Raw genomic sequence first — 26,999 nt, 5'->3', positions numbered from 1 at the left:
AGGAGAGAATGGGATGGCAGAGTACAGATTGGAGATGCGCGGGGTATCGAAAAGCTTCCCTGGCGTAAAAGCTCTGGACAAGATAAACCTCAAAGTACGTCCCGGCACCGTCCATGCACTGATGGGAGAAAACGGCGCTGGTAAATCCACCTTGATGAAATGTCTCTTTGGTATTTATCATATGGATGAAGGTGAGGTATATCTGGATGGAGAAAAAGTGGAGATCCACAATCCGGATGAAGCCCTTCACAGAGGACTGGCCATGGTACATCAGGAGCTGCAGCCGATACCTGAGAGAACGGTAGCAGAGAATATGTACACCGGTCGTTATCCAACCAAGAAATTTGGTCCGATTCAGGTCATCGACCATAAAAAGATGTTTGAAGAGACAGCAAAATGGCTGGACGATGTTAAGATGCCGTATAACCCGAAGGCAAAACTGGGAACCATGTCCATCGCCCAGATGCAGTCTGTCGAGATTGCCAAGGCTGTATCCTTAAATGCCAGAGTTGTAATTCTGGACGAGCCGACTTCCTCCTTGACGGATAATGAGGTAGAGGCGCTTTTCCGCATTGTCCGTGACCTGAAATCACGAGGCGTATCCCTTATCTATATTTCCCATAAGATGGCGGAGATTCGTGAGATTTGTGATGATATTACCATCATGCGAGACGGCACCTATGTTGGTTCCTGGCATATGGACGAGATTTCGGATGATGAGATCGTCAAACAGATGGTTGGTCGTGAGCTGACCAATATCTATCCTCCGAAGAATGATACAAAAGCCGGAGAGGTACTGCTGGATGTCAGAGGATATTCCAGTATCCATGATCGTTCCTTCCAGGATTGCTCCTTCACCCTTAGAAGAGGCGAGATTCTTGGATTCGGCGGCCTGGTAGGTGCTCAGAGAACGGAACTGATGGAAGGTATCTTCGGTATGCGTCATATTAAATCCGGAGAAGTTTATATTAAGGGTAAGAAAATGAACATTAAGCGTCCGCAGGATGCAATCCGGGGCGGTATCGGTATGATTACCGAGGACCGACGCGGAACTGGTATTCTGGGATGTCTGTCCATTGCAGATAATGTATCAATTTCCTCCCTGGATCAGTATTTACACTATGGTATCAAACTGAATAAGAAGAAGATTGAGCAGCTTGTCAAGGATAACGTGGCAAAGCTTTCAATCAAGACGCCGAGCAGTAAGACACTGATTCAGTCACTTTCAGGCGGTAACCAGCAGAAGGTTCTGATTTCCCGCTGGCTGGCCAACAACCCGGATATCCTCATCATGGATGAGCCGACCCGTGGTATCGACGTTGGTGCCAAGTACGAGATCTACCAGATCATGATTGACCTGGCAAAGCAGGGCAAAGGTATCATCATGATTTCATCTGAGATGCCGGAGCTGATTGGTATGTCGAACCGTATCCTTGTCATGTGTAATGGTCACATTACCGGTGAGGTACAGGGTGAGGAAGCAACTCAGGAGCGTATCATGAGCTACGCGACTAAGTTCTAAAGGAGGAAGAGAGAATGGATAAGAAACAACTGAATGTAAAAGATATATTGATCAATAACGGTATCGTTATTCTGATCCTGTTGATGGTTCTCTTTGTTGGTGTAACAAAACAGAACTTCTTCAGCCGTAGCAACTTTAGCAACATTTCCATCAACGTAGCATGCCGTTTCATCATCGCAGTCGGCGTATCCGGCTGTCTGATTACGAAAGGTACCGACCTTTCTGCAGGACGTCTGGTTGGACTTTCTGCCTGCCTGGCAGGTACTCTGCTCCAGAAGAGTGATTACAGCGGACATTTTGAACTTACCAAAGGATTTGGCGAGCAGAACGTATGGCTGATTCTCCTTATCTGTATTGCTATCTGCTGTGTATTTGGTCTTATCAATGGTATCGTAGTTGCTTACCTGAATGTACCGGCTTTCATCGGTACCCTGGGTATGCAGATGATCGTATACGGTATCAACCTGGTTTACACAAAATCCGTTCCGTTAGGCGGTTATCGTCAGGAGTATACCATCATTGCAAATGGTAACTTCTTCGGTATTCCGTACCTGTTCATCATTGCATTTGTCATCGGCGCGATCATGTGGTTCGTATTTAACTACACCCGCCATGGTAAATATATGTATGCAATCGGCGGCAACGAGGCAGCAGCAGAGGTTGCTGGTGTAAATGTTAAGAAAACCAAGATCATCATCTATGTAACAGCTACTGCACTGTATGCTATCGCAGGTTTCCTTCTGGGAGCTAAATCTGGTGGTGCCGGTGTAAATACCGGTAACGGTTACGAGCTGGAGGCTATTGCAGCTTGTACCATCGGTGGTGTATCTGTAAACGGTGGTATCGGACGTATCTCCGGTGTTATCATCGGTGTACTTGTATTCGAGTTCTTAAAGACCTGCTTACAGTTCCTCGGCATCGACCCGAACTATCAGTATATTGCACAGGGTATCGTTATCGTTGTTGCGATTGCGCTGGATATCCGTAAGTATATTGCGAAGAAGTAATAAGATTAACTGTGTTCTGACGAGAATGTATGTACCATATGAAAAGTCGTCTGAAACCGTACATAAATATAAGTTCGAAAAGAAATCAGAAACTCCCTCTCCATGGATGCATGGCGGGGGAGTTTTTTATAATAGGATAATCCGTTGGAATCTTCTATTATATAAACTGCCGGGCAGGATTTTTTCTTGTATAAATCTGAAAAGTTGTAATCGGCAGGGGGATGGTGGACGAGATGGCGTGCCAGCGCTTGCTTTGACAGTGACGGAAAAATATTTTTGGATTGCCTGAACTTATTTTTATGGATATAATAAGAGAAGAGGCTGTTTCAGAGTGAGCAGCAGAGAAAACAAGCCATATTCTGAAAGGAACAAGGATGAGCGAAAACGAAATGCTGGAAAAGAATGAGACGATAAAAGAAACAGTGAGCGAAAAACTGGAGACGGCGAAAGAAGCGGCAGAGGAGACGGCAGATAAAACTCTGGAGGAACTGGAAGCGGAGAATGAAAAGCTCCGCCGGGAGCTGGAACTCATGAAAGAAAAGACCATCAAAGAGCGCATCTATGACCATGTGCATGTCTCTGTGCGGACGATGGATATTTTTATCGGCGTGATGGTGGTACTGTTTGTGGTGGTTGTGGTGATGGGGATGCTGAATAAGTAGAAAGCAGCCGTGGTTAAAACTGTTTTGAGGATAAATGAGAGGAGGAAGAAAGATGATGTACCCATTTATGACCTTAAATGATGATACGGAAATTACCCATTCTGAAATGCGGGCAGATGGCAGGGTTAAAGTTTATATAGAAACACCCGATGAAAAAGATGGATTTCACAATGCGATATGCTATTTGCCAGATTACAAGTGGGAGAATATAAATGGTTATTCAGATATGGAAATGAGTTATTTCAAGAAACTGATTCGGGAAAATGCACACTTGATTATGGAGTTTTCACAAGAGGGAGGAATTCTGAGTGCCGCAAATTTTTAGGATTGGACCATATATTGTATATTTTTGGTCGAATGAAAATGAGCCGCTGGAACCGGTGCATGTCCATATTGCAGAGGGAAGAGCAACTTCAAATGCGACAAAAGTGTGGATAACCAGTACGGGCAAGGCATTGCTCAGCCACAATTCTTCCAAAATATCAGCCCAAATTTTGAACAGTATGATTCGGGTGATAGAGGCCAACAGTGAAGAAATTATAGAAAAATGGCTTTCTCATTTTGGAGAAATACGGTACTTTTGTTAAGACTTTTTAAGAAATATAAAAAGGACAACTAATTTTATGGAAATCGAACGCAAATATTTAATTAGTCACATTCCATTTGATATAGCCGGATACCCCTTCCACCAGATCGAGCAGGCATATCTAAGCACTGCCCCGGTTGTGCGTGTCCGTCAGGAGGATGACACCTATTATCTGACCTACAAATCCAAAGGACTGATGGCGCGGGAGGAATACAATCTGCCGCTGACGAAGGAATCCTATGAGCATCTCCGCTCGAAGGCTGACGGCAGGATTCTGACGAAAAAGCGTTATCTGATTCCGATGGAAGGAACGGAGTACACGATTGAGCTGGACATTTTTTTAGGTGAATATGAGGGATTGAAGCTGGCGGAGGTTGAATTTCCAAGTGAGGAAGCCGCACATGCCTTTGTGCCGCCGGAATGGTTCGGGCGCGAGGTGACGTTTACGGGCGAGTACCAGAACAGCCGTCTGGCGCTGGCGGAAAACCTGGTATTAAAAACGAAAGAATAAAAACGAAAGAACAATACAAAGGTATATTATTAATGATAAAACAAGTAATGAATTGGATCAAAACGCACCGCTACTGTCTGGCAGGACTCTATATGCTGGTGTTTCTGTCAGGATTTTTTCTGCTGGAGCTGCATGAACCATCGGATGTTCATATTATACACTGTGCGGTCGATGACCTGATACCGTTTAATGAATGGTTTGTACTGCCGTATTTTCTGTGGTACGCGTGGGTGCCGGTGTTTATGCTTTATTTTATGATCAAGGATCGGGAGGCATATCTGCGGCTTTGTTTTGTGATGTTTGCAGGAGCAACCTTTTGCTTATTTGTCTACCTGCTGGCACCAAACGGTTTAAATCTGCGGCAGGAGATCACATCACAGAATTTCTGCGCGCAGATTGTGCGGTTTCTGCGGAGGGTGGATCCGCCGAACAATGTCTGCCCGTCGATCCATGTATCGAGCACTGTGGCGGTGCATCTGACGATCTGCCACGCGGCAAGTGTGCGGAACAAGAAACCGATCCGTACACTTTCGTGGATTGTCACGATTCTGATTTGTCTTTCAACCATGTTCATCAAACAGCATTCGCTGGTCGATGTGCTCTGTGGCTGGATTTTGAGCCTGATTCTTGACGAGGCAGTGAATGTGTGGGTGCTAGTAAAGGCATTTTCAAAAGGAAAAGCTGGAAAAACAACGAATGCGGTTCATGAAGAATAAAAAAGTGAACGAATTGAACAGTTGCAATGATTTTCTGATATCTAAAAAGAAAAAATGATTACTTTGTGGAAAATAAAAAAATTAATATAAAAAGTCTTATAAAAATAAAGAACAGGAGGAAATAATCATGGCTGTAGTATACGCATTTTTAGCAGATGGACTGGAAGAAGTGGAATGTCTGGCGACGGCAGACGTGCTGATCCGCGCGGGTGTGAAGGTAAAACTGGTTTCGATTACGGGTAAAAAAGAGGTGAAGGGCGCACATGGATTTGGCATTCATGCAGACACCCTGCTGCATGAGATTGATCCGATGAAAGCGGATCTTCTGTTCCTTCCGGGCGGTATGCCGGGAACGAAAAATCTGATGGCGTGCAAACCGCTCTGCGATGCACTGGTGCAGTCAGATGCTGCTGGAAAGCGCCTGGCAGCGATCTGTGCGGCTCCGAGCATTCTGGGGCAGCTGGGGCTTTTGAAGGACAGGAAGGCAACCTGCTATCCGGGCTTTGAGGATGCCCTGACCGGTGCGAAGCTGACGGGTGCGGGCGTTGTGACGGACGGCAATATCACAACGGCGCGTGGACTTGGATATGCGCTGGATCTGGGAATTGAGCTGGCATCGCTCTTAGTCGATCGCCCGGTAGCATTACAGGTCAAAGATTCAATTCAGTATGACCAGGTGTAGTTTCAACTAAAAAACACACAGAAAATACATCAAAAATGGCATAAAACCCACCTAAAACCACTCATAAACCCGCAAAAAGTGAACGCAAAATTATATTTTCCGCTAGTATTTAGCACGCAGATATGCTATAATGCTATCTTGAAGTGTAACGCCCGGTAGAATGGCGGTTCACATATAGAAGCAAGGAGGACCCCTTAAAATGAGTTTACAGGTAGAAAAATTAGAGAAGAACATGGCAAAGCTGACCATCGAAGTTCCGGCTGAAGAGTTTGATGCAGCAATCAAAAATGCGTACAACAAGAACAAAAACAAATTCAGCATCCCGGGATTCCGTAAAGGTAAAGCACCGTTAGCTATGCTGGAGAAGATGTATGGCGCTGGCATTTTCTATGAGGATGCAGCAAACGAAGTGATCGACGCATCTTATCCGAAGGCAGCAGAGGAGAGCAAGGAAGAGATTGTTTCCACTCCGGAGATCAAAGTAACTCAGATCGAAAAAGGTAAGGCATTCATCTACGAGGCAACCGTAGCTCTGAAACCAGAAGTAACTCTGGGCGAGTACAAAGGCGTAGAAGTTAAGAAGGCAGAAGCTGTTGTGACAGACGAGGATGTAGAGAACGAGCTGACTGCAGCACGTAAGAAAAACGGCAGACTGATCGACGTAGAAGACGGCGCAATCGAGGACGGCGACAACACGATCATCGACTTCACCGGCTACATTGATGACAAGACATTTGACGGCGGCGCTGGTACAGATTATCCGCTGGTAATCGGTTCCCATTCCTTCATCGAGGGCTTTGAGGATCAGTTAATCGGCAAGAAAAAAGGCGAGACCTGTGACGTAAACGTTACTTTCCCGGCTGAGTACCATGCAGATGAGCTGGCTGGCAAACCGGCTAAGTTCGTTGTAACCATCAAAGAAGTTAAGAGAAACGAGCTTCCGGAGCTGAACGATGAGTTCGCAAGCGAAGTATCTGATTTCGATACTCTGGATGAGTACAAAGCAGACATCCGCAAGAAACTGCAGGAGAAGAAAGAGCAGGATGCTAAAGTAGAGAACGAGAACAACGTAATCGAGAAAGTAATTGAGAATGCTCAGATGGAACTGCCGCAGCCGATGGTTGACACTCAGGCAAGAGAGATGGTAGAGAATTACGCTCGTCGTCTGCAGAGCCAGGGCTTAAACATCAACGATTACATGAAATATACCGGCATGACACCGGAGAAGCTGATGGAGCAGATGCGTCCGGAAGCAGAGAAGAGAATCAAGACCAGACTGGTTCTTGAGAAAGTAGTTGAAGTTGAGAACGTAGAAGTTTCCGATGAGAAGCTTGACGAGCAGATCAACGAGATCGCAGCATCCTACAAACTGGAAGGCGCTAAGCTGAAAGAAATGATGGGTGAGCGCGAGAAAGAGCAGATCCGTGAGGACCTGAAAGTTCAGGCAGCGATCGATTTACTGGTAGAGCAGGCAAAGCTTGCTTAATCAAACCGATAAAAGCGAATACTGAAATAAGGCAGAATTCTATGGTGTCCTAAGGCATCATAGAATTTTGTATTACTGTTCACAGGCAGGCACTTTTGGAACCGAAAGTGCCGTGCGATAACATAGTAGCAGCAGATTTTGCTGATTTGTAATGCGAAGCATCAGCAAAATCCTGTTACAGTTTGCACGCGTGTGAACTATAACAATTTTTGCCATAAACATTCATTCTCAATTATAGGAGGAAGAATCATGAGTTTAGTACCTTATGTCCTTGAATCCACCAGCCGCGGCGAGCGGACGTATGACATTTACTCCCGTTTGCTTAAAGATCGTATCATTTTCCTGGGAGAGGAAGTAAATGATGTGACAGCCAGCCTGGTTGTAGCACAGCTTCTGTTTCTGGAGGCAGAGGATCCGAATAAGGATATCAGCTTATATATCAACAGCCCGGGCGGTTCTGTTACCGCAGGTATGGCGATCTATGACACGATGAATTATATCAAATGTGATGTATCTACCATCTGTCTGGGTATGGCAGCCAGCATGGGCGCATTCCTGCTTTCCGGCGGTACCAAAGGAAAGAGATATGCACTTCCGAACGCAGAAGTGATGATTCACCAGCCATCCGGCGGCGCGAGAGGACAGGCAACCGAGATCCAGATCGTAGCGGAGAATATTCTTCGTACCAAGAAGAAATTAAATGAGATTCTGGCAGCCAATACAGGCCAGCCGTATGACGTGATCGTGCGTGATACAGAGCGTGATAATTACATGACAGCAGAGCAGGCGAAAGAGTATGGTCTGATTGATTGTGTCATTACCAACCACTAATTAGATTTCTGGATGGAATAATAGAAAGGAACAAGGTGGAAGTATGCCAGGCAGAACAGACGACAAAATACGCTGCTCATTTTGCGGCAAGACACAGGATCAGGTTAGAAAACTGATCGCTGGCACAGATAATGTATATATCTGCGATGACTGTATCGAACTCTGCTCGGAGATTCTGGAAGAGGAATTTGCCGATCAGGAAAAAGGACCGGATTTCAGCGGAATCAACCTGCTGAAGCCGAAGGAAATCAAAGAATTTCTCGATGAGTATGTCATCGGACAGGACGACGCCAAGAAGGTGCTCTCCGTAGCGGTTTATAACCATTACAAGAGAGTTATGTCCAAGTCCACGCAGGATGTAGAGCTTCAGAAGAGCAACATCCTGATGCTCGGACCGACCGGTTCCGGTAAGACATACCTGGCGCAGACGCTGGCGAAGATCTTAAATGTACCGTTTGCCATCGCGGATGCGACCACTCTGACCGAGGCTGGATATGTCGGCGAGGATGTAGAGAACATTCTCTTGAAGATCATCCAGGCGGCTGATTACGACGTCAGCAAGGCAGAGTACGGCATCATTTATATTGATGAGATTGATAAAATTACGAAGAAGTCTGAAAATGTATCTATCACCCGCGATGTATCGGGCGAGGGTGTACAGCAGGCGCTTTTAAAGATTCTGGAAGGAACCATTGCCAGTGTTCCGCCGCAGGGCGGCAGAAAGCATCCGCAGCAGGAACTGATTCAGATCGATACGACCAACATCCTGTTCATCTGCGGCGGTGCATTTGACGGTCTGGAGAAGATCATCGACAGCCGTTTAGGTGCCGGTTCCATCGGATTTAACTCCGATATTGTGGATCGCAAGCATCAGGATATCGATGAGCTTCTGAAACAGGTAATGCCGCAGGATCTGACGAAGTTTGGTCTGATTCCGGAGTTTATCGGTCGTGTGCCAATCACGGTATCGCTCCAGACGCTCAATGAGGAGGCGCTGGTCCGCATTTTAAGAGAGCCGAAGAATGCACTGATCAAGCAGTATCAGGCGCTTCTCGATCTGGACGGCGTGAAGCTGGAGTTCACGGATGATGCGCTGATGGCGATCGCCCACATGGCAGTCGAGAGAAAGACGGGAGCCAGAGGACTTCGTTCTATCATGGAGTCCCTGATGATGGATACCATGTATGAGATTCCGTCCGATTCCACGATCGGCATCTGCACGATTACCAAAGACGTAGTCGAGGGAAAGAGTGCGCCGGAGCTGGTATATCGCGACAATACGGTGCCCCGCAAGTCTTTTACAGGACGTTCTAAGAAAGACAGAACCGGCGAGATTGCGTAAATGTAAAGGAAAATAAATGCAGCAGCTTGAGAATGGCGGCTGTTAATGGGGTCTGTGAGATGGCGAACTGCCATAGGCAGACCCCTGTTTTTCTTTTCACAGGAAATAACGATACGTTTGATTAAGAAAGATAAAGGTGTTATGGAAGATAAGAAACTGACAATGCCGATGATCGCGCTGCGCGGACTGACCGTGCTGCCGCAGATGACGGTAAATTTCGATATCATCCGGGATAAATCCATCGCGGCGGTGGAGCAGGCGATGGTGGGCGATCAGCGAGTATTTCTGGCGACGCAGAAGCAGCCGGATGAGGTGATCCCGGATATTGACGGGATTTTTCAGGTAGGAACGATTGGCTACGTGAAACAGCTTGTCAAGATGCCGGGCGGCATGGTGCGCGTCACGGTGGAAGGGCAGGAGAGAGCCGAGCTTCTGGAGATGGAGAAGGGCGAGGCATGCTGCACTGCGATCGTGGAGATTCTGGATCCGGTCGAGGACGATCTGGACACGATTCAGAAAGAGGCGATGCTCCGGATCCTGAAAGAAAAGCTGGAAGAATACGGAAAATTAAATGTGGCAGCGGGACGTGAAGTATTAAGTCCGTTGATCGCACAGCCAGATCTGACCGAATTAATGAACCAGATATCAGCCCAGTTCCCGTGGAACTATGAAGCGCGCCAGTCGGTACTGGAATGCCGGACGCTGACGGAGATGTATGAGACAGAGCTGCAGCTTCTGCTGACGGAATTAGAGGTTTACCGCGTGAAACGCGAGTTTCAGACGAAGGTAAAGGCGGCGCTGGATAAAAATCAGCGTGATTATATTCTGCGGGAGCAGCTGCGTGTGATCCGGGAGGAGCTGGGAGAGGAAAATCCGGTTTCTGATGCGGACGAGATGAAGGAACAGTTGAAGAAGATCAAAGCCAGCGTGGAAGTAAAGGAGCGGATCCGCAAGGAGATCAACCGTTTCCAGAATATGCCGGCTGGCAGCCAGGATGCGAATGTGATCCGGACATATCTGGAAACGGTGCTGGAACTGCCGTGGAACAAAATGACGAAGGATAACGCGAGCCTGAAGCATGCGGAAGAGATTCTGGAAGCCGACCATTATGGTCTGGAAAAGGTCAAAGAGCGCGTGCTGGAATACCTGGCAGTCCGCATCCTGACGAAGAAGGGCACCAGCCCGATCCTTTGCCTGGTGGGACCGCCTGGAACCGGTAAAACTTCGATCGCCCGCTCGATTGCGAAGGCGATGGGACGCAAATATGTCCGCATCAGCCTGGGCGGCGTGCGCGACGAGGCGGAGATCCGCGGTCACAGAAAGACCTACGTCGGCGCGATGCCGGGACGCATCGTGGAAGGGCTCAAGCAGGCAGGGGTTGCCAATCCGCTGATGCTGCTGGATGAGATCGACAAAGTCAGCAGCGATTATAAGGGAGATACATCCTCGGCGCTCTTAGAGGTGCTGGACAGCGAGCAGAATGTGAAATTCCGCGACCATTATGTGGAGATCCCGATTGACCTGTCGGAGGTATTATTTATCGCGACGGCGAATACAACGCAGACGATCCCTGGACCGCTGCTGGACCGTATGGAGCTGATTGAAGTCAATAGTTACACGGAAAATGAAAAATATCACATTGCAAAAGACTATCTGATTCCGAAACAGTTGGAGAAGAATGGCCTTTCGAAGGAACAGTTAAATATCACGGGTTCGGCGCTGGAGAAAATGATTCACAGCTACACCAGGGAAGCTGGAGTCAGGAATCTGGAGCGCCGGGTTGGCGATATCTGCCGCAAGGCAGCCAGAGAGGTGCTGGAGAAGAAGAAACCGTCGATCCGCGTGACAGAGCGGAATCTGGATCATTATCTGGGACGCGAGAAAGTCTTCTTCGATGCAGCCGGAAATGAGGCACAGGTCGGTATCGTGCGCGGTCTGGCGTGGACGAGCGTCGGCGGCGATACACTGCAGATCGAGGTCAATGTCATGCCGGGCAAAGGCGTGCTGCAGATGACGGGTCAGATGGGCGATGTTATGAAGGAGTCGGCGCAGATTGCACTGACCTATGTGCGTTCGGTTGCATCTGATTACGGCGTGAAGGAGAACTATTTCGAGAAACACGATATTCACCTGCATATCCCGGAGGGCGCGGTGCCGAAGGATGGTCCATCGGCCGGAATCACGATGGCAACGGCGATGCTGTCGGCGGTGACAGGACGGAAGGTACTGCCGCGTGTGGCGATGACCGGCGAGGTAACGCTGCGCGGTCATGTGCTGATGATCGGCGGTCTGAAAGAAAAACTGCTCGCAGCCCGCATGGCGCAGGTGGAAAAGGTACTGGTACCGGCGAAAAATCAGCCGGATGTCAAGGAACTTTCGAAGGAAATCACGAAAGGAATGGAGATCGTATACATCAAGGAGATGAACGAAGTCATCCGAGAGGCATTTGTACCGGAGAAATAGCGGTTTAGTAGGAGAAAAAATATGATTATAAAAGATGTAAATCTGGAAACCGTCTGCGGTATCACCAGTAAGCTGCCGGCAAATACACAGCCTGAATTCGCGTTTGCAGGCAAATCAAACGTCGGCAAATCGTCCCTGATCAATGCGCTGATGAACCGCCGATCCTATGCGAGAACATCCTCGCAGCCGGGCAAGACCCAGACGATCAATTTTTACCATATCAACGACGCGTTTTACTACGTCGATCTGCCAGGCTACGGCTACGCGCGCGCGAGCGTTGAGGTCAAGGCAAAGTGGGGCAAGATGATTGAGAATTATCTGCACAAATCGCAGATGCTTCGCTGCGTCTTCCTGCTGATTGATATCCGTCATGAGCCGTCTTCAAACGACAAACTCATGTACGACTGGATCGTTTCCCAGGGCTTCCAGCCGATCCTGATTGCGACCAAGGCTGACAAGATCAAGCGCAGCCAGCTCCAGAAACAGTTAAAGATTCTCAGAACAGGTCTGGGAGTCGGCACCGAAGTGATGATGATTCCGTTCTCCGCCGAGACAAAACAGGGCAGAGAAGAGATCTGGAACTATCTGGAGACGGAGATCTGGAAGGTGGAACATCCGGGGGAATAGATGCCGGTGGGTAACTGTTCACAGGTAGGAATTTTCTGAACTGAAAATTCCGTACGATACAGTTCCGGCAGCAGATTTTGCCGATTTGGAATGCGTAGCATCGGCAAAATCCCGTTGCTGAGCACACGTGTGTGAACAGTAACGCCGGTGGAGAGTGCGGACGGCGAGAAATAGAATAGAGTTTTAGAAAAATTCGAAAAATAAACGTATAAACTGCGGTATCTGACCGGATATCAGGCGGCGCCTATCCTTGCGGGCGATGTCAAATATCTGGGCTGGGTGGCGCAGTTTTTTGTTTCACAGGAAATTGCGTCCTATGAAACAAAAAAGCGTTAGGTTTTTTTGAGAGAATAAAATATATATTTCTGGAAAATATAAAAATTGAGGTAACTGTTCAGTAGGTCTGCGCATTTACTGCGTTTTAATGGATTTTTGCGCGTGACTGTGAAGGTACTGAACAGTTACGAATTGAGAAAAATAATAAGGCTATCTTGAAGTAAAAAGTGATAGGATGGAATTTAAGCCTTATGGTGGTGCGGGTTGTGATTGAGTTGTGAGATAGAAGGGAGCAGCCATGTTTGAAAATCGGACGGATCTGGCGTTGGAGGAGAGAGAAAGTTTTGAGGGGAATGGGGGCGAAATCGGCGGTGTGGCGCTGCGGGAATGGCGCTGTCATGGCAGTTCGATCCGGATGACGGAAGTCTCGATTTTGAACGAAAAAGGTGCGGAATCAATGGGAAAGCCGATGGGAACCTACCTGACGATGGAAGATCCGGGTCTGTCGGAGACAGAGGATGTATACTGTGAGGCGGCTGCCGGGGAGTTAGGACGGCAGCTGGCGTCCCTGATCCGGAAAAACTGTGCTTCAACCATGGCCGGACTTTCGATTCTGGTAGCGGGACTGGGAAACCGGCAGGTGACGCCGGATTCGCTGGGACCGCGCGTGGTGGATGGGCTTTCGATGAACCGCCATCTGCGGACGGAGCCAGGCAGAAGAAATGGCACATACCTCTATACGGCTGAGAAAGCGGGGCGGACGGTGCATCCGGTTCTCAGCGGTATCCATCCGGGGGTGATGGCACAGACAGGGATGGAGACGGCAGAAATTGTCCGCGGCGTCGTGCGGGAGAGCCGCCCGGATCTGGTGATCGCGGTCGACGCGCTGGCGGCGCGAAACGTCCACCGTCTGGCAAGCACCATTCAGCTGACGGATACAGGAATTCATCCGGGTTCCGGCGTCGGCAACCACCGCCGGGGAATGACGCGGGAAAATCTCGGCGTGCCGGTAATCGCGATCGGCGTTCCGACGGTTGTGGGCGCGGCGGCGATCGTTCACGGGACGGTCAATGCGTTAGTGCGGACACTAACCGCCTCAAAAGAGGGCAGCCGGTTCGGTGAATACATCCGGGAACTGGATTCGGACAGCCAGTATGAGCTGATCCGGGAACTTCTGGAACCTGAATTTGGAGCGATGTTTGTGACCCCGCAGGACATGGACGAGCGTATCTGCAAGCTGAGCGCAGCAATCGCCGAGGGGATCCGGCGGGCAGTGGAACGGCTGGAGGAAGAAAGATAACACTGAAAAAAATGCCAGATTGAAAAACAGAACCAAACAGGAAACTACACTTTGCTAATCGCATAGGATAGAACAGGAAAGAAGGGAGATGAATGCGGTGCGGTGGTGGCAGAGGGCAGCCGGGCTCCTGATGGTTCTGTTTTTGCTGACAGTCGGCTGGAAGATGCGTGCATTCATCTGGACAGCTGTGCAGAATGCGGTGGTAAGGTCCTGGTATCCGGTCTGGGGGACTAATTTGCGGGATATACCAGATTCGGAGGAGGGGAAAAGGCATAGACTTGCCGGGTGGAAGAAACAGACGCAGGGAGAAGCCGATCCGTCCTATTATAAATATCTGGAAGAACAGGAAGTCCGGCAGGAGTATATGGATTTCCTGGCACAGTTTTCCGGGAGTAGGCTGGTGGATGGAACTTTACTTGGAAAATGGAACGGGCTTGTTCATGGAAGTGGGAGACAGGGCGGCGGAGAGACAGACGAAGAGAGGCTGTATAGTGCTGGAAAGAATGGAGAAAAGACAGAGAGGGCAAATCCTGCCGCACTGGTGGACAGCCCGCGTCTGCGGAAAAAGCTGGAAGATTATGATTATCTGATCCAGCATTTTTTTACAATCCACCCGACGGCATCGATTGACCGGAGCCTGATGAACGCAGAGACATTTTTATCGATGGATCTGACAATCAGGAAGGACGAGGCGGACGGACCACAGATCTTGATTTATCATACCCATTCGCAGGAAAATTATAGAGATTATGCGGGAAGCGACGGAAAGGGAGCGGTGGTGTCTCTGGGGGAAGAGCTGGCAAAACGGCTGCGGGCGAAAGGATATCAGGTCTGGCACGATACAACTGCCTATGATATGAAGTCGGGGCATCTAGACCGGAGCCGTGCCTATACATATGCCTGCGAGGGTGTCACGAACCTTTTGCAGAAATACCCGTCGATTCAGGTGATTTTAGATGTGCACCGGGACGGTGTCAGCGAGCAGACGCATCTAGTCACGCAGATAGAAGGGAAACCAACGGCACAGATCATGTTTTTCAACGGTACCAGCGAGACGCCGGACGGACCGATCGAGTATCTGGCAAATCCCTGCCGGAAGGAAAATCTGGCGTTCAGTTTTCAGATGAAGTGGAATGCCGATCAGATATATCCTGGGTTTACGCGGACGATTTATTTAAAGGGGCTTCGTTACAATCTGCATCTACGCCCGCGCTCGGCGTTGATCGAAGTCGGAGCACAGACGAATACATATGAAGAGGCGGTCAATGCGATGGATCCGCTGGCGCAGCTTCTGGATCAGGTGCTGACAGGCTAATGGCAAGGCTTTTAGTCAAGGCTTTTTCTATTTCAGGACTTGCGGCGTACCTGAAAAAATGGTATATTCATTTAGATCAGGTGTTATTTATTATAAAAGATGATTTTAAATAAAAAATAAGATATCGCAGCAAACATGTTGCTGCCAAACAAAGTGATACAGAGAGAGGAATGAACGGATGGCAATTATAGATCAGAGCAAAATCAGAAATTTCTGCATCATTGCACATATCGATCACGGCAAATCAACGCTGGCAGATCGTATTATTGAGATGACGGGACTTTTAACGAGCCGTGAGATGCAGGCGCAGGTGCTTGATAACATGGATCTGGAGCGGGAGAGAGGTATTACCATCAAGTCGCAGGCAGTCCGCACGGTATATAAGGCGAAAGACGGTCAGGAGTACATTTTTAATCTAATCGACACGCCTGGACATGTGGACTTTAACTACGAGGTTTCCCGAAGCCTGGCGGCGTGCGACGGCGCGATTCTGGTTGTGGATGCGGCACAGGGAATCGAGGCGCAGACGCTGGCGAATGTATATCTGGCGCTGGATCATGATCTGGAGGTCATTCCGGTGTTAAATAAGATCGATCTGCCGAGTGCGGATCCGGAGCGCGTGGCAGCGGAGATCGAGGATGTGATCGGTCTGGAGGCGTCAGATGCACCGCGCATTTCTGCGAAGACCGGCTTAAATGTCGAGGCAGTTCTGGAGGAGATCGTGCAGAAGATCCCGGCACCGGCGGGCGATCCGGAGGCATCGCTGCAGGCGCTTATTTTCGACTCTCTGTATGATTCTTACAAGGGCGTTATCGTATTCTGCCGTGTGAAGAACGGTACGATCAAAAAAGGCACACGCATGAAAATGATGGCGACCGGAGCGGCTGCCGAGGTTGTGGAGGTCGGATATTTTGGCGCAGGTCAGTTTATTCCGTGCGAAGAGCTTTCAGCCGGTATGGTTGGTTATGTGACTGCCAGTATTAAAAATGTGCAGGATACCCGCGTGGGCGATACGATCACCGATCTGGACAACCCATGCGCAGAGCCGCTTCCGGGTTACAAGAAGGTAACGCCGATGGTATACTGCGGTCTTTATCCGGCGGACGGTGCGAAATATCCGGATTTGCGGGATGCACTGGAAAAATTGCAGCTCAACGATGCAGCGCTCTATTTTGAGCCAGAGACATCGGTAGCGCTGGGCTTTGGTTTCCGGTGTGGTTTCCTGGGGCTTCTTCATCTGGATATTATCCAGGAACGCCTGGAACGCGAGTACAATCTGGATCTTGTGACAACGGCGCCGGGCGTTGTATACCGGGTGCACAAGACGAACGGCGATATGATTGAGCTGACGAACCCGTCAAACCTGCCGGATCCGTCCGAGATTGCCTATATGGAAGAGCCGATCGTGTCGGCGGAGATCATGGTTACGACCGAGTTTGTCGGTGCGATCATGACGCTGTGCCAGGAGCGCCGCGGCGTTTACCTGGGAATGGAGTATATTGAGGCGAGTCGTGCGCTGCTGAAATATGAACTTCCGTTAAATGAGATTATTTATGATTTCTTCGATGCATTGAAATCGCGCTCCCGCGGTTACGCGTCGTTTGATTATGAGTTAAAGGGCTACGAGGAATCCAAGCTGGTAAAACTGGATATTCTCGTCAACCGCGAGGAAGTGGACGCGCTCTCTTTCATCGTATTCGAAGGTTCGGCATATGATCGCGGCAGAAAAATGTGCGAGAAGCTCAAGGATGAGATTCCGCGTCATTTATTTGAGATTCCAATCCAGGCGGCGGTCGGTGGAAAGATCATTGCCCGCGAGACGGTCAAGGCAATGCGGAAGGACGTTCTGGCAAAATGCTACGGCGGCGATATTTCCCGAAAGAGAAAACTTCTGGAGAAGCAGAAGGAAGGAAAGAAACGTATGCGTCAGATCGGAAACGTAGAGATTCCGCAGAAGGCATTTATGAGCGTCCTGAAGCTGGACGAGGAATAATGGAATTATATATACACATCCCGTTCTGCGTCCGCAAATGCCGTTACTGTGATTTTCTTTCGTTTGCGTCCGATGCGTGCGTGCGGGAAAAATATGTGGATCAGCTGATCCTGGAGATTGAAAGCATTCCGGAAGAGGATGCAGGGCAGTGTCCTGAAAATGCGGCGCTGCGGCTAAACCTGACAGGGCGGACGGTGGAGACGATCTTTATCGGCGGCGGAACGCCGTCCCTGCTTCCACCATCGGCGATTGAGCGGATTCTGGCAGCCGTCCGGCAGGTCTTTCGGGTAGAGCCGGATGCGGAGATCACGATGGAGGCGAATCCGGGGACATTGACGCCGGATTCGGCAGCCGGTTACCGGAATGCAGGGGTCAACCGCCTGAGTCTGGGGCTGCAGTCGGCTTCGGAGGAGGAATTGCGGCTTTTAGGGCGGATTCATACGCGGGAGCAGTTTTTACAGAGTTTTCGTGCTGCGCGGGACGCTGGATTTGACAATATCAATGTCGATCTGATGTCGGCGCTTCCGGGACAGTCGGAGGAGAGCTGGCAGGAGACTCTGCGGTTCGTCTGCGACCTTGAACCGGAACATATTTCCGCATACAGCCTGATTGTGGAAGAAGGCACGCCGTTATATGAAGAGTACGGGGAGATGTGCGCGGATCTGGAAAAATACGGCGATTACGCCTCTATGCCAAAGCGTTTACAGACGAAGTATGAAGGCTGCAAATGTCTGCCGGATGAGGAGACAGACCGGAATATGTACCACCACACGAAAACAACACTGGCGAAGCTGGGCTATGAGCGGTATGAGATTTCCAATTATGCCAGACCGGGCTATGCCTGCCGCCACAACATCGGTTACTGGATCGGTGTGGAGTATCTGGGGCTTGGTCTGGGGGCATCCTCGCTGGTGGGCGGGAAACGCTTTCAGGTGACGGCGGATTTGAACCGTTATCTGGTGTTTACGAAAGAAGAACTGGCAGCGGGCGCGCAGTATGAGGAAATACACGAACTGAGCCGTCAGGAGCGGATGGAAGAATTTATGTTTCTGGGGCTGCGGCTGACCGGCGGCGTCCGGACGGCAGAGTTTGAACGCCGGTTTGGCGTGGCGATGGAAGCGGTGTACGGTGAGGTGATCGAGAGGCTTTTGAAAGAAGGATTGTTGGAAGCAGCGGTCCAGACAGATAGCCATATCCGCCTGACGGAATATGGTTTAGACGTCAGTACCTATGCACTGGCGGAGTTTTTGCAATAAGAATAGAAATGTACGCCCAGAGTGCTTTTTGATTTCTGTTTTGCGACGGCAGGAGGAATTTGGGCGCGCATGAAAATTTTGGAGGATGTAGCATGGATTGCACGATACTGCAGTTTATAATCGTCTGCCCGATGGTATTTCTGGCAGGCTTTGTGGATGCGATCGCAGGGGGAGGCGGATTGATTTCACTTCCGGCGTACCTGATCGCCGGGGTTCCGACCCATATGGCGCTCGGAACCAACAAAATGAGTTCCATGATGGGAACGGCAATCGCGACCGGGCGGTTTGCCAAAAACGGTTACATACAGTTTAAGAAGGTGGTCTGGTTTATCGTGGCGGCGCTGATCGGTTCTTCGATCGGTTCGAACCTGACTCTGTTAGTCAGCGATAAGATTTTACAGTATATGATGATCGTGATTCTTCCGATTGTTGCATTTTATGTTATGCGGAATAAGAAAATGGGCGATGATTCGCTGGCGGGCACCCTGCCGGAGCGGAAATCATTCCTGATTGCGCTGGCATCCGCGCTGATCATCGGTATTTATGATGGTTTTTACGGACCGGGAACTGGAACTTTCCTGCTGCTGGTGCTCACAGGAGCGGCGCGCTATACGATGAAAGAGGCGGCGGGTACGACAAAGGCGATCAATCTTTCGTCTAATGTGGCGGCGTTTGTCACATTTGTGATTCACGGCAAGATCATTTACACGCTGGGACTGGCTGCGGCGATCTGCAGTATTTTAGGAAATTATATCGGTTCCGGCCTGGTATTGGGAAATGGACAGAAGATCGTGCGCCCGCTGATTCTGGTGGTGCTGGCGATCCTGTTTGTGAAGATTTTATTGGGAAATTAGAAAAGAAAATTAGAACGATTAGGCGGATTCAGCCGTTTGATACATTTACAGTGAAAATGATGCAAAAATAGCTGCGTGATGAAATGTGAATGTTTGGATGATAAGTCGTTTCAATAAAGAGAGGTAACGAACATGAAATGGAAGAAATTTACGCTGACGACCACCACAGAGGCGGTGGATCTCATCAGCTACACATTGGATGAACTCGGCATCGAGGGCATTGAGATTGAGGACAATATCCCGCTGACCGAGAAAGAGACGAAGGGAATGTTCATCGACATTCTGCCGGAGCTTCCGCCGGATGAGGGCGTGGCGAAGGTAAGTTTTTATCTCGATGAGGATGATGATATCCCGGCGATGATGGCGAAAGTCAAAGAGGCGCTGGAAGAATTGAAGCCGTTTACCGATCTGGGCGCCTGCACGTTTGCAGAATCCGAGACGGAGGATAAGGACTGGATCAACAACTGGAAACAGTATTTCAAACCGTTTACGGTCGATCACATCCTTATCAAGCCGACCTGGGAGACAGTGCCGGAGGAGCACAAAGACAAGCTGCTGATTCAGATCGATCCGGGTACGGCGTTTGGTACGGGCATGCATGAGACAACGCAGCTTTGCATCCGCCAGCTCGAGAAATACGTGACACCGGATTCAGAGGTGCTTGATGTCGGAACCGGAAGCGGTATCTTAGGTATCACGGCGTTAAAACTGGGCGCAAAACACGTATTTGGAACGGATCTGGATGAAAATGCGATCACAGCCGTTGGCGAGAATCTGGAAGCAAACGGAATTGCACCGGAGCAGTTCAAGGTTGTACAGGGCAACATCATCGACGATAAAACAGTGCAGGACGAGGTAAAATACGAGTATTACGACATTGCGGTTGCCAACATCCTGGCAGACGTTATCATCATGCTGCAGAAAGAGCTCCCGGTTCATATTAAGAAAAATGGTATCTTCATTACATCGGGTATCATTGATATGAAGGAAGAGGCAGTCAAGGCGGCATTTGAGGCGAACGATGCCTTTGAGATTGTAGAGATTACCCATCAGGGCGAGTGGGTTTCTGTCACAGCGAGGAAGAAATAATCATGTACCATTTTTTTGTGGAACCGCACCAGATTGGGGCGGAAGAAATCCGGATTGAGGGCGCGGATGTCAACCATATCCGCAATGTTCTGCGGATGAAGCCGGGCGAGGAGATCCTGATCAGCAGCCGTGAGGGCGGCGACTATTTCTGCCGCGTGGAAGAACTGGAACCAGAGTATGTTTCGGCAAAGATTCTGGAAGAATGGGAAAACAAAGAGCTTCCGGCGCGGATTCACCTGTTCCAGGGGCTTCCGAAGGGCGATAAGATGGAACTGATCATCCAGAAGGCGGTGGAGCTGGGGGCATACCGGGTGGTTCCGGTCAGCATGAAGCGCTCGGTTGTCAAGCTGGATGCGAAAAAAGCGGACGCGAAGAGAAAACGCTGGAATGCGGTTTCTGAGAGCGCCGCGAAGCAGTCCAAGCGCAGCCTTATCCCGGAGGTGGCGCCGCTTATGACCTACAAAGAGGCGGTCAAAGAGGTAGCCGGGTACGATATGGTTCTTCTGCCATATGAGTCGGCGGACGGCATCCGGAAAACGAGGGAACTGCTGGCGTCGGTCAAGCCGGGTACGGATATCGCCGTTTTCATCGGTCCGGAGGGCGGTTTTGAGGACGAAGAAGTCGAGCTTGCCAGGGAAAACGGGGCGGAGATCGTAACGCTTGGAAAGAGAATTTTGCGGACGGAGACGGCAGGCTTGTGTATGCTGTCGGCACTGATGCTGCAGTTGGAAGTGTAATTGGAAAATTACAAAGGAGATAGAGATAAAAATGGAAGCCTATTTTGATAATTCAGCGACCACCAAGGTGCTGGACTGCGTAAAGGATGCAGTCGTTGATGCAATGTGTGTCAACTACGGAAACGCGGCGGCGAAGCACAGAAAAGGTGTGGAAGCAGAAAATTTGATTCGCGAGGCAAAGAAGGCGATCGCGGATACACTGAAAGTGCAGGAGAAGGAGATTCTCTTTACTTCCGGCGGAACAGAGTCGAACAATACGGCGCTGATCGGCACGGCGCTGGCAAATCGCAGAGCCGGAAAACACCTTATCACGACCGGTGTGGAACATCCGTCGATCTACAATACGATGTCATTTCTGGAGGAGATGGGCTTTGAGGTGACCTATCTTCCGGTCGATCATCTGGGACATATTTCTCTGGAGGATCTGGAAAAAGCTATCCGCGAGGACACGATCCTGGTGTCTGTGATGTACGTCAATAACGAGGTCGGAGCAGTAGAGCCGATCGAGGCGATCAGCCAGTGCATCAAGAAGAAAAATCCGAAGACATTGTTCCATGTCGATGCGATCCAGGCATATGGAAAATATAAGATCCGTCCGAAAAAACAGGGAATTGACCTGCTTTCCGTCAGCGGACACAAGATCCATGCGCCGAAGGGCGTCGGATTCCTCTATATCCGCGACGGTGTCAAGATCCGCCCGATTCTGTTTGGCGGCGGCCAGCAGAAGGGCATGCGTTCCGGTACGGAAAATGTGCCGGGGTGTGTCGGACTCGGCGTGGCAGCACGCGAGGCGTACAAAGATTTTGATGCACGCATCGAAAAGCTGTATACACTCCGGGAGCACCTGATTGCGGGATTGAAACCGCTCGGCGGCGTCACCATCAACGGCAGTGAGGACCGCACCAACGCGCCGCAGATCGTCAGCGCCAGCTTTGAGGGCGTCCGCAGCGAGGTACTTCTCCATGCGCTGGAGGACAAAGGGGTTTATGTATCGTCCGGTTCCGCCTGCTCGTCCAATCATCCGGGCATCAGCGGTACTTTAAAGGGAATCGGCGTGAAAAAAGAACTTCTCGATTCGACGATCCGGTTCAGTCTGGGTGATCTGAATACCGAGGAAGAAGTAGACTATGCGATCGGCGTTCTGGGAGAGCTGCTTCCGGTACTTCGCCGTTACCAGATGAAATAAAATGGCTGTTTAAAGAATGGCTGTTCAGTTTTTTTGCGGGAAAGCAGAAGAATGACAGCCTGCTGTAGAAAGGAAATTCCATGTTTCATACATTTTTGATTAAATATGCGGAGATCGGCCTGAAAGGTAAAAACCGCTATGTATTCGAGGACGCGCTGGTGTCCCACATCCATCACTCGTTAAAACGTCTCGATGGAAAATTTACTGTAACCAAGGAGGCAGGGCGTATCTATGCGACCGCAGCGGAAGAATTTGATTACGATGAGGTCATCGACGCACTGAAAAAGGTATTCGGTATTGCGGCGATCTGTCCGATGGTCCAGTTAGAGGACAACGGCTATGACGACCTGAAAGCGAAGATTGTTGAGTATGTGGACAAAGCATACCCAGATAAACACTTTACGTTCAAGGTAAACACCCGCCGTGCAAACAAACAGTATCCGCATACCTCCGAGGAAGTCAACCGCGATCTCGGTGAGGTCATCCTGGACGCATTCCCGGAGACAAAGGTAGACGTACACAATCCGGATGTTCTTTTAAATGTGGAACTGCGTGCAAAACGTATCAACGTATACTCTCTGGTGATTCCGGGACCGGGCGGTATGCCGGTCGGAACCAATGGACGCGCGATGCTGCTTTTATCCGGCGGTATTGATAGCCCGGTAGCCGGATACATGATCGCAAAACGCGGCGTTACTATTGAGGCAACCTATTTCCATGCACCGCCATACACCAGCGACCGCGCAAAACAGAAAGTAGTCGATCTGGCAAAACAGGTAGCAAAATACGCAGGTCCGATCAAGTTAAACGTAGTCAATTTCACAGACATCCAGCTCTACATCTACGAGCAGTGCCCGCATGAGGAGCTGACGATTATCATGCGCCGCTACATGATGAAGATTGCGGAAGAGCTGGCGAAGAAAGACGACTGTCTCGGACTCATCACCGGCGAGAGCATCGGTCAGGTAGCATCCCAGACGGTTCATTCCCTGGCGGTTACCAATGCAGTCTGCACACTTCCGGTATTCCGCCCGCTGATCGGTTTCGACAAACAGGATATCGTCGATATTTCCCTGAAAATTGGTACCTACGAGACATCGATCGAGCCGTATGAAGATTGCTGCACCATCTTCGTAGCCAAACATCCGGTTACCAAGCCGGTCCTGCACCTGATTGAAAAATCCGAGCGCAATCTGGAAGAGAAGATAGATGCGCTGGTAAAAGAGGCGATCGATACGGTTGAGGTTATCCGGTGCTAGTCATATATAAAAAAGAATGTGCCTTGGCACATTCGGGCGTCTCGCGCGGTCGCTTGCGACAGTTTTTTGCTTCGCGCGAGTGCGCATCCTCGCGGAGTGTTTTTTCATAGGACGCAGTTCTCTATGAAAAAAAGAACCGCTGCAAAGCGAGTTGCTTAACAGCGGTTTTTTTCGTTTCAAACAGAACCATCTCGATCGTTCTAATGGTTGCTATACAATGTACGGAGCCAGTGTCGTTAAGATCTCATCGATCTGGTTCTCAGAATGGATGTTTAAATCGATCGGTTTAGACAGATCCAGACTGAAGATACCCATGATGGATTTAGCGTCAATCACATAACGTCCGGAAACAAGGTCAAAATCTACGTCGAACTTCGCTAAGTCGTTGACGAAGGATTTAACTTTATCGATCGAGTTTAAAGAAATACGAACTGTTTTCATGAAAAAAACCTCCTCTATCTACAATAATACTTTTATACTACAAAGTAATCTGACAAAAGTCAAGAGAGGATTCAATTTAAAGGAGATAAAAATGAGAAAAGCGGCATTCCACAATCTGGGCTGCAAGGTGAACTCATATGAGACGGAAGCCATGCAGCAGCTCTTAGAGGATGCAGGATATGAGATTGTGCCGTTCCGGGAAGGAGCGGATGTTTATATTATCAACACGTGTTCCGTGACGAATGTTGCCGACCGGAAATCGCGCCAGATGCTGCACCGGGCAAAGAAAATGAACCCGTCGGCGGCTGTTGTGGCGGTCGGCTGTTATGTGCAGGCAGCAGGCGCGGAGCTGAAAAAAGATGAGGCGGTCGATCTGATCGTTGGCAATAACCAGAAAAAAGATCTGGTACAGATCCTGGATGATTATTTTGCAGATCATGAAAACAGCGGTGAGATTCTGGATATCGGACATTCACAGGAATACGAAGAACTCCATATCCGCCGGATTGCTGACCATACGCGTGCCTTTATCAAGGTACAGGACGGCTGCAACCAGTTTTGCAGCTATTGTATTATACCATATACGAGAGGACGCGTCCGCAGCCGCCGCCCGGAGGACATCGAGCACGAGGTGCGCGGGATTGCGGAAGCCGGATACAAGGAAATTGTCTTGACCGGTATCCATTTAAGCTCCTATGGTGTCGATTTCAAGGATGAGCAGCAAGAAAATCTGCTGACTTTAATCAAACGTCTCGACCAGATTCCGGGCATTGAGCGCCTGCGCCTAGGTTCTCTTGAACCACGTATCGTAACCCGCGAATTTGCCAAAGAGCTGGCGAGGCTGCGGACCATCTGCCCGCACTTCCATCTGTCACTCCAGAGTGGCTGTGACGCGACTTTAAAGCGCATGAACCGCCGCTACAACGCTGCTGAATATCAGGCGTGCTGTGAAATTCTGCGGGAAGAATTTGACAATCCGGCGATCACGACCGATGTCATCGTAGGATTCCCGGGCGAGACCGGAGAAGAATTTGCCGAAACAGAACGCTTCTTAAAAGCGATCCATTTCTATGAAATGCATATATTCAAATACTCCCGCCGCGCAGGCACCCGCGCCGCCGATATGCCGGATCAGGTACCAGAAGGAATCAAATCCGTCCGCAGCGATATCCTGCTGGCACTGGAAAAACAGCAGTCCTTAGAATACCGCGGGCGCTTCCTCGGAACCGAAGAAGAAATCCTTCTCGAAGAACCAATCGAGATTGACGGAACCAAATACATGATGGGACACACCCGCCAGTATGTCAAAGGTGCCGTGCCATACGAAGAAGGATTGAAAAATAAGACGGTGAAGGGAATCTTCACGAAGGCACTGAATGAAGAGGTGCTTTTACTGGAAAGTGAATAGAAGACCGTAAACGAAAAAACCAATGATACCCCCAAGATGGGATTCATTGGTTTTTTACATACATATAAAATTTCAAAAAATGACATAAATAGAATATATCGACTTAATAAATTAACCAGTAAGCAATCAATGAACCCCGACGAGATCCTTAATAACCTCCCCGGCAATAATCAGTCCCACTACTGATGGTACAAACGAGATACTACCCGGAATCTGCCGTCTGTCGGTACATTTACGGGCGGTTCCCGGCGGGCAGACACAGTGGGAACGGCAGGAGATTGCCATATCATCGCCCGGAGTCAACGGTTTCTCTTTCGAATAAACCACTTTCAGTTTCTTGATTCCGCGTTTTTTTAGCTCACGCCGCATGACCTTCGCGAGCGGGCAGACGGAAGTCTTATAAATGTCAGTTACCTCAAAGGCAGCCGGATCCAGCTTGTTTCCGGCACCCATCGAGCTGATGATCGGCGTGTGGCTTGCCTCTGCCTGTTCTACCAGCATCAGTTTTCCCGTTACGGTGTCGATTGCGTCGATCACGTAGTCATACTGGGAAAAATCAAATTCCTTCGCGGTATCCGGCATGTAGAATGTCTTGTAGGTGTGGACAACCGCATGCGGGTTGATGGATTTGATGCGTTCCTCAGCGACATCGACCTTGTACTTTCCGATGGTGGAGGTGGTTGCGATGATCTGACGGTTGATGTTGGTTAAGCAGACCTTGTCATCGTCGATGAGATCAAGCGTGCCGACGCCGCTGCGCGCGAGGGCCTCCACCGCATAGCCGCCGACTCCGCCGATGCCGAAGATGGCAACGCGTGCTTTTGATAAACGCTCCATGGCATCCCTGCCGAGGAGAAGTTCAGTTCTGGAAAATGAATTTAACATATGATACTCCCTTGTAATATATTCTGTCAGTAGCTTCACAGTCACAACTGTGCTATACTAAATAATAGCAGGCTCTGTTTCTGAACGTTTTTTACCCATCAGTTCGGTATTTTATTGTAAAGGTGCGGTCTGCGTTTGTCAAGAAAGATATGAAGAAACGCCACAAAGTGTGCAAATAATCGTTACTGTTCACGGGTAGGCACTTTTGGAACCGAAAGTGCCGTAAGAAAACGTGGTGGAAGCAGGAATTTGCCGTATTTAAATGCGAAGCCACGGCAAATTCCGTTACTGGGCACGCGTGCGTGAACAGTAACAACAGGCAAAAAAGGGTTGACAGATATTGCATAAAGTGATAATATGCCTACTAAGCTGATAGGAAAAAGAAAAGGAGTGAAGATCATGAAAGCAGTCAATGGTTTTTGGATGAATACGATGTGTTGCAGCAATGTTTGTACCTGTATGGATCGATGTTGTTGTCGCATTTGTGTACGCGAAAACCAGAAAGCTGGACTTCGGTAAGCGGGGTTTCCGGGGAAAACGGATTTCGTGAATCTTTTTATTCATA

At 49.4% G+C, this 26,999-nt stretch carries 25 protein-coding genes; 23 read left to right on the top strand and 2 right to left on the bottom strand.

The features are described 5' to 3' along the window. Positions 1-13 precede the first annotated feature (13 nt). From DW931_RS13900 to thiI, 22 genes are all read left to right on the top strand, one after another. A complete protein-coding gene (locus tag DW931_RS13900) occupies positions 14-1,522 on the top strand; it encodes a sugar ABC transporter ATP-binding protein (RefSeq protein ID WP_107001613.1) in 1,509 nt (502 codons plus the stop codon). A 14-nt stretch (positions 1,523-1,536) separates the two neighbouring features. Beyond that, complete coding sequence (locus tag DW931_RS13895; protein WP_107001612.1) at positions 1,537-2,529, top strand: beta-methylgalactoside transporter; 993 nt, start codon at positions 1,537-1,539, stop codon at positions 2,527-2,529. 374 nt (positions 2,530-2,903) lie between these two features. Beyond that, positions 2,904-3,191, top strand: a complete 288-nt coding sequence (locus tag DW931_RS13890; RefSeq protein WP_227589388.1) for a hypothetical protein — start codon at positions 2,904-2,906, stop codon at positions 3,189-3,191. Between the two features lie 52 nt (positions 3,192-3,243). Beyond that, positions 3,244-3,516: a hypothetical protein gene (locus DW931_RS13885; protein ID WP_107001611.1), complete on the top strand. Its 273-nt coding sequence runs from the start codon at positions 3,244-3,246 to the stop codon at positions 3,514-3,516. Further along, positions 3,500-3,778 (top strand): DUF4160 domain-containing protein, encoded by a 279-nt coding sequence (locus DW931_RS13880; protein ID WP_107001610.1) that lies wholly within the window; start codon positions 3,500-3,502, stop codon positions 3,776-3,778. The genes DW931_RS13885 and DW931_RS13880 overlap by 17 nt, the downstream gene beginning before the upstream one ends. A 36-nt stretch (positions 3,779-3,814) precedes the next feature. Then, on the top strand, positions 3,815-4,288 hold the full coding sequence (locus DW931_RS13875; protein WP_118467392.1) for a CYTH domain-containing protein: 474 nt from the start codon (positions 3,815-3,817) through the stop codon (positions 4,286-4,288). A 32-nt stretch (positions 4,289-4,320) separates the two neighbouring features. Next, positions 4,321-5,004, top strand: a complete 684-nt coding sequence (locus DW931_RS13870) for a phosphatase PAP2 family protein (RefSeq protein ID WP_182435368.1) — start codon at positions 4,321-4,323, stop codon at positions 5,002-5,004. Between the two features lie 127 nt (positions 5,005-5,131). Continuing rightward, entirely contained in the window at positions 5,132-5,686 is a 555-nt protein-coding gene (locus DW931_RS13865; protein ID WP_118467396.1) for a DJ-1 family glyoxalase III, read from the top strand. Between the two features lie 199 nt (positions 5,687-5,885). Next, on the top strand, positions 5,886-7,172 hold the full coding sequence (gene tig / locus DW931_RS13860; protein ID WP_118481874.1) for a trigger factor: 1,287 nt from the start codon (positions 5,886-5,888) through the stop codon (positions 7,170-7,172). Between the two features lie 249 nt (positions 7,173-7,421). After that, complete coding sequence (gene clpP, locus DW931_RS13855) at positions 7,422-8,003, top strand: ATP-dependent Clp endopeptidase proteolytic subunit ClpP (RefSeq protein WP_022359226.1); 582 nt, start codon at positions 7,422-7,424, stop codon at positions 8,001-8,003. Between the two features lie 43 nt (positions 8,004-8,046). Next, on the top strand, positions 8,047-9,345 hold the full coding sequence (gene clpX / locus DW931_RS13850; protein ID WP_117795072.1) for an ATP-dependent Clp protease ATP-binding subunit ClpX: 1,299 nt from the start codon (positions 8,047-8,049) through the stop codon (positions 9,343-9,345). A gap of 141 nt (positions 9,346-9,486) precedes the next feature. After that, positions 9,487-11,808 carry an endopeptidase La gene (gene lon, locus DW931_RS13845; RefSeq protein WP_118467770.1) on the top strand — a complete coding sequence of 774 codons (2,322 nt, stop codon included), beginning with the start codon at positions 9,487-9,489 and terminating at the stop codon, positions 11,806-11,808. A 21-nt stretch (positions 11,809-11,829) separates the two neighbouring features. Continuing rightward, positions 11,830-12,435 carry a ribosome biogenesis GTP-binding protein YihA/YsxC gene (gene yihA / locus DW931_RS13840; RefSeq protein ID WP_107001606.1) on the top strand — a complete coding sequence of 202 codons (606 nt, stop codon included), beginning with the start codon at positions 11,830-11,832 and terminating at the stop codon, positions 12,433-12,435. 574 nt (positions 12,436-13,009) lie between these two features. After that, entirely contained in the window at positions 13,010-14,011 is a 1,002-nt protein-coding gene (gene gpr, locus DW931_RS13835) for a GPR endopeptidase (protein WP_107001605.1), read from the top strand. A gap of 88 nt (positions 14,012-14,099) precedes the next feature. Further along, positions 14,100-15,326 carry a stage II sporulation protein P gene (gene spoIIP, locus DW931_RS13830; protein WP_117795076.1) on the top strand — a complete coding sequence of 409 codons (1,227 nt, stop codon included), beginning with the start codon at positions 14,100-14,102 and terminating at the stop codon, positions 15,324-15,326. 178 nt (positions 15,327-15,504) lie between these two features. Further along, entirely contained in the window at positions 15,505-17,319 is a 1,815-nt protein-coding gene (gene lepA, locus DW931_RS13825) for a translation elongation factor 4 (protein WP_118467400.1), read from the top strand. Next, a complete protein-coding gene (hemW, locus tag DW931_RS13820) occupies positions 17,319-18,575 on the top strand; it encodes a radical SAM family heme chaperone HemW (protein WP_118467402.1) in 1,257 nt (418 codons plus the stop codon). Before lepA ends, hemW begins: the two co-directional genes overlap by 1 nt. 92 nt (positions 18,576-18,667) lie before the next feature. Then, entirely contained in the window at positions 18,668-19,429 is a 762-nt protein-coding gene (locus DW931_RS13815; RefSeq protein ID WP_107001602.1) for a TSUP family transporter, read from the top strand. Positions 19,430-19,561: 132 nt separating this feature from the next. Continuing rightward, a complete protein-coding gene (gene prmA / locus DW931_RS13810; protein ID WP_118467404.1) occupies positions 19,562-20,518 on the top strand; it encodes a 50S ribosomal protein L11 methyltransferase in 957 nt (318 codons plus the stop codon). A gap of 2 nt (positions 20,519-20,520) precedes the next feature. Further along, positions 20,521-21,255, top strand: coding sequence for a 16S rRNA (uracil(1498)-N(3))-methyltransferase (locus DW931_RS13805; protein WP_118467406.1), 735 nt, complete (start codon positions 20,521-20,523; stop codon positions 21,253-21,255). Between the two features lie 31 nt (positions 21,256-21,286). After that, entirely contained in the window at positions 21,287-22,441 is a 1,155-nt protein-coding gene (locus DW931_RS13800) for a cysteine desulfurase family protein (protein WP_117795084.1), read from the top strand. 80 nt (positions 22,442-22,521) lie between these two features. After that, positions 22,522-23,700 (top strand): tRNA uracil 4-sulfurtransferase ThiI, encoded by a 1,179-nt coding sequence (gene thiI / locus DW931_RS13795; protein ID WP_117795086.1) that lies wholly within the window; start codon positions 22,522-22,524, stop codon positions 23,698-23,700. A 210-nt stretch (positions 23,701-23,910) separates the two neighbouring features. On the opposite strand, the gene DW931_RS13790 is transcribed toward thiI, so the two are convergent. Next, positions 23,911-24,141, bottom strand: coding sequence for an HPr family phosphocarrier protein (locus DW931_RS13790; protein WP_022359725.1), 231 nt, complete (start codon positions 24,139-24,141; stop codon positions 23,911-23,913). 91 nt (positions 24,142-24,232) lie between these two features. Between DW931_RS13790 and mtaB the strand changes: the two genes are divergently transcribed. Beyond that, the gene (mtaB, locus tag DW931_RS13785; RefSeq protein WP_118467408.1) at positions 24,233-25,549 is read left to right on the top strand and encodes a tRNA (N(6)-L-threonylcarbamoyladenosine(37)-C(2))-methylthiotransferase MtaB; all 1,317 of its coding nucleotides are present in this window, start codon (positions 24,233-24,235) and stop codon (positions 25,547-25,549) included. Positions 25,550-25,675: 126 nt separating this feature from the next. Here the strand turns inward: mtaB and DW931_RS13780 are convergent, their stop codons facing one another. Beyond that, positions 25,676-26,434: a tRNA threonylcarbamoyladenosine dehydratase gene (locus DW931_RS13780; protein WP_118467410.1), complete on the bottom strand. Its 759-nt coding sequence runs from the start codon at positions 26,432-26,434 to the stop codon at positions 25,676-25,678. Positions 26,435-26,999 lie beyond the last annotated feature (565 nt).

The organism is Clostridium sp. AM43-3BH (genome assembly GCF_003479985.1).
Lineage (GTDB): Bacteria > Bacillota > Clostridia > Lachnospirales > Lachnospiraceae > Otoolea > Otoolea fessa.
This window is presented reverse-complemented; position numbering and strand designations above follow the sequence as displayed.